The following is a 2,752-nucleotide window of genomic DNA, read 5'->3' on the forward strand; positions in this document are numbered from 1 at the left end:
CATTTTCTAAAATAAGAATGATAAACTTGACTTTGGTCAATTTCTATAATATAATTTTAACGACATAAAAAATAAGGGACAACAGAAGATGTTCAAGAAAGGCAAAGAAATGAGTTAGGGGGGCAGATCTTAATTATGGGATCCAGAAATAACAAGAAAAAAGACGGTGAAGTGGAACTTTTGCCTAACAAATCGTTGCAGCGGACGGCGGAGAGTGAACGGTCTCTCAAAGTTTTGTGGTACTCCTCCCCCCCGCCGCTGAACTCTGTCGTTAGCCTTATAAAAAAGAGCCACTGATATACACAGATGGAACAGGGATATAAAAATGGGTTTAAAAGATGAAGGAATAACAGAAGATATAATTCTGTGTTTTATCCGTGTTAATCTGTGGCTGAATAAAATAATAATTAGGCTAACCAATCATTGCAGCGAAGGGCTTTGCCGTCGCTGAATTTGGTCGTTAGACGCGCGAAAAGGGTATGCCGAATGAGCAAGCAAGTCCAACAACAACTTGATTATCTATTCTCATTAAAGAACTCTGGTGGTATGCGGGTTTTCCTGTTTGCCAAATTCTATGAAGACCTACTGCGAGAATATTTCAAACACACGGGATACGAAGTATGTTCTGGAAAGCCTCGAATTTTTTGGAAGAAGGTCACCGTCCCTGCGAAAATTTTACTTTTTGCATAACTTATAGATAACAAAAGAGATAAGAAAAGAAAAAAGATGGCAAAGCATAGTTTTTACCTAATAAATCGTTGCAGCGGACGGCGTAAACGCCGCCGCTCAACTCTATCGTTAGACATAGTAACAAAGTGAGGAATATGTATGCAAACAGCATTAAGGATGACCACAAAAGTTCATAGTGGCGGAAAGGTAGAATTCGTTGTTCCTCAATTACACGATGAGGAAACGGTTGAAGTGATTATTCTTTTCCCAGCAGATATTTTCTCTTCAACGAGAAGTCCGAAACGATCAGTGATGGATATTCTGACCGAGACATCAGGTCACCGGATATTTCAGACTGCTGCAGATGTAGAACACTATCTTCAAGAGGAACATGAGACATGGGGAAATTAATCTTACCGCCATCAGAATATGTGTATGTCGACGCGAATACAGTGATTTATAGTGTGGAAAAAATTGATCCCTATTGGACAATATTACAACCCCTCTGGTATGGTGCACAACAGGGACAATTTTTGATCATCAGTAGTGAAATCATCATGTTAGAAATCTTAGTGAAGCCACTGAAAGAATCCGATACCGTGTTAGAATCTTGTTTTCGAGAATTTCTTACGGCATCACAAGAAGTGCAACTGATTCCTATCACCCTGTCTATTTTGGAACAATCTGCTTCCTTAAGAGCGAAGATGGGATTGAAAGCTCCTGATGCGATTCATGCAGCAACCGCGTTAACAAAAGGTAAAATTGTCTTTGTGACAAATGATCCAAGTTTTAAACGAGTTCCTGATTTGTCAGTGATTGTGTTACAAGAGATGGTTTCATAATAAGGGAAGAACGAAGAGGATGTGTGGTAATTCTCCCCGCCGCACCTGAACTTTATCGTTAGGGGCGAAAAGGCAAGCAAAAAGGATGATTACAATGGAACGAAAAGACTATAAGAATAGAAGTTACCTTTCAGCAATAGAAGCAGCCAAATTTTTAGGTATCTCTGTTGAAATACTTCATCATCTTGCTAAAAGCCAGGTTATTAAGGCACAAATTGCAGCAAGTCAACAGATGCGCTTTAATCTAAGAGAGTTAAAAAGATATGAGGCAAATCTTAAATCCAAAGTTAAAACAAATAAAATAGATATTGAGCCTATAAATGTTATTGAAATAAACGGGACAATCCAAAAGATTTTTGTCAAAAATTCTATGAGGATGGATGATTTATCTGATAATAGTATTCATCTGATGATTACTTCACCTCCGTATTTTAATACAAAGATGTATTCAAGAGAGCCTATTGAGAATGACCTTGGTAATGTTCATAATGTTGATGAATGGTTTGAGAAAATAAGCGAGGTATGGAAAGAAGTTTATAGAGTTTTACAGCCAGGAAGAAAAGCATTTATAAATATAATGAATCTTCCTTTAAGATGTGAAAACGGTAGTTTTAGAACATTAAATCTAGTAGGTAGAACAATAGATACCTGCGAAAAAATAGGATTTATATTTAAAAGGGATATAGTTTGGCATAAAACAAATGCTGTTCGGGCTCATTTTGGAACATATCCATATCCTGGTGGTATTTTAATAAATAATATGCACGAATTTATCCTTGAGTTTGATAAACCCGAGCAGAAGAGATTTAATAAGTATGGACATTTGACCAAAGAACAAAAAGAGCAATCAAAGTTAGATAAAGAATTTTGGTTATCCTTAAAAAAAAGTGATGTTTGGTTGATGAAACCACAAGGCAGTGGCGATAGACGAAATCACATTGCTCCCTTTCCTTATGAATTGCCTTACAGGTTGATTAAGGCATTTAGTTATATAAGCGAGACAATTCTTGACCCCTTTGTTGGTTCTGGGATTACCCTTTTAGCAGCAGCAGATTTAAAACGCGATGGCATTGGTTATGAAATAAACTCAGGAATCGCTTTTGAATCAGTAAAAAGGTAACCGTTCACCGCAGAGATGATATGATAAAGTGTCAAGTTTGACCTGCGAAAGATTTTATGGTATACTATACAAAAAGTATTAACTAACTAAAATAAGGAGGACAAACTTATGACACAAACAA

Annotated in this window: 4 protein-coding genes; all 4 read left to right on the plus strand. The window is 36.8% G+C overall.

Going from position 1 to position 2,752, the window contains the following annotated elements; genetic code table 11:
* The first annotated feature begins 325 nt into the window (after nucleotides 1-325).
* The 4 genes from AB1414_18650 (at nucleotide 326) to AB1414_18665 (ending at nucleotide 2,631) form a co-directional block, all read left to right on the plus strand.
* Nucleotides 326-451, plus strand: a complete 126-nt coding sequence (locus tag AB1414_18650; protein ID MEW6609434.1) for a hypothetical protein — start codon at nucleotides 326-328, stop codon at nucleotides 449-451.
* A gap of 377 nt (nucleotides 452-828) precedes the next feature.
* Nucleotides 829-1,080 carry a hypothetical protein gene (locus AB1414_18655; GenBank protein MEW6609435.1) on the plus strand — a complete coding sequence of 84 codons (252 nt, stop codon included), beginning with the start codon at nucleotides 829-831 and terminating at the stop codon, nucleotides 1,078-1,080.
* Entirely contained in the window at nucleotides 1,068-1,511 is a 444-nt protein-coding gene (locus AB1414_18660; protein MEW6609436.1) for a PIN domain-containing protein, read from the plus strand. The genes AB1414_18655 and AB1414_18660 overlap by 13 nt, the downstream gene beginning before the upstream one ends.
* Nucleotides 1,512-1,605: 94 nt before the next feature.
* Nucleotides 1,606-2,631, plus strand: coding sequence for a site-specific DNA-methyltransferase (locus tag AB1414_18665; GenBank protein MEW6609437.1), 1,026 nt, complete (start codon nucleotides 1,606-1,608; stop codon nucleotides 2,629-2,631).
* Nucleotides 2,632-2,752: the final 121 nt, after the last annotated feature.

Source organism: bacterium (assembly GCA_040755795.1).
Lineage (GTDB): Bacteria > UBA9089 > CG2-30-40-21 > CG2-30-40-21 > SBAY01 > JBFLXS01.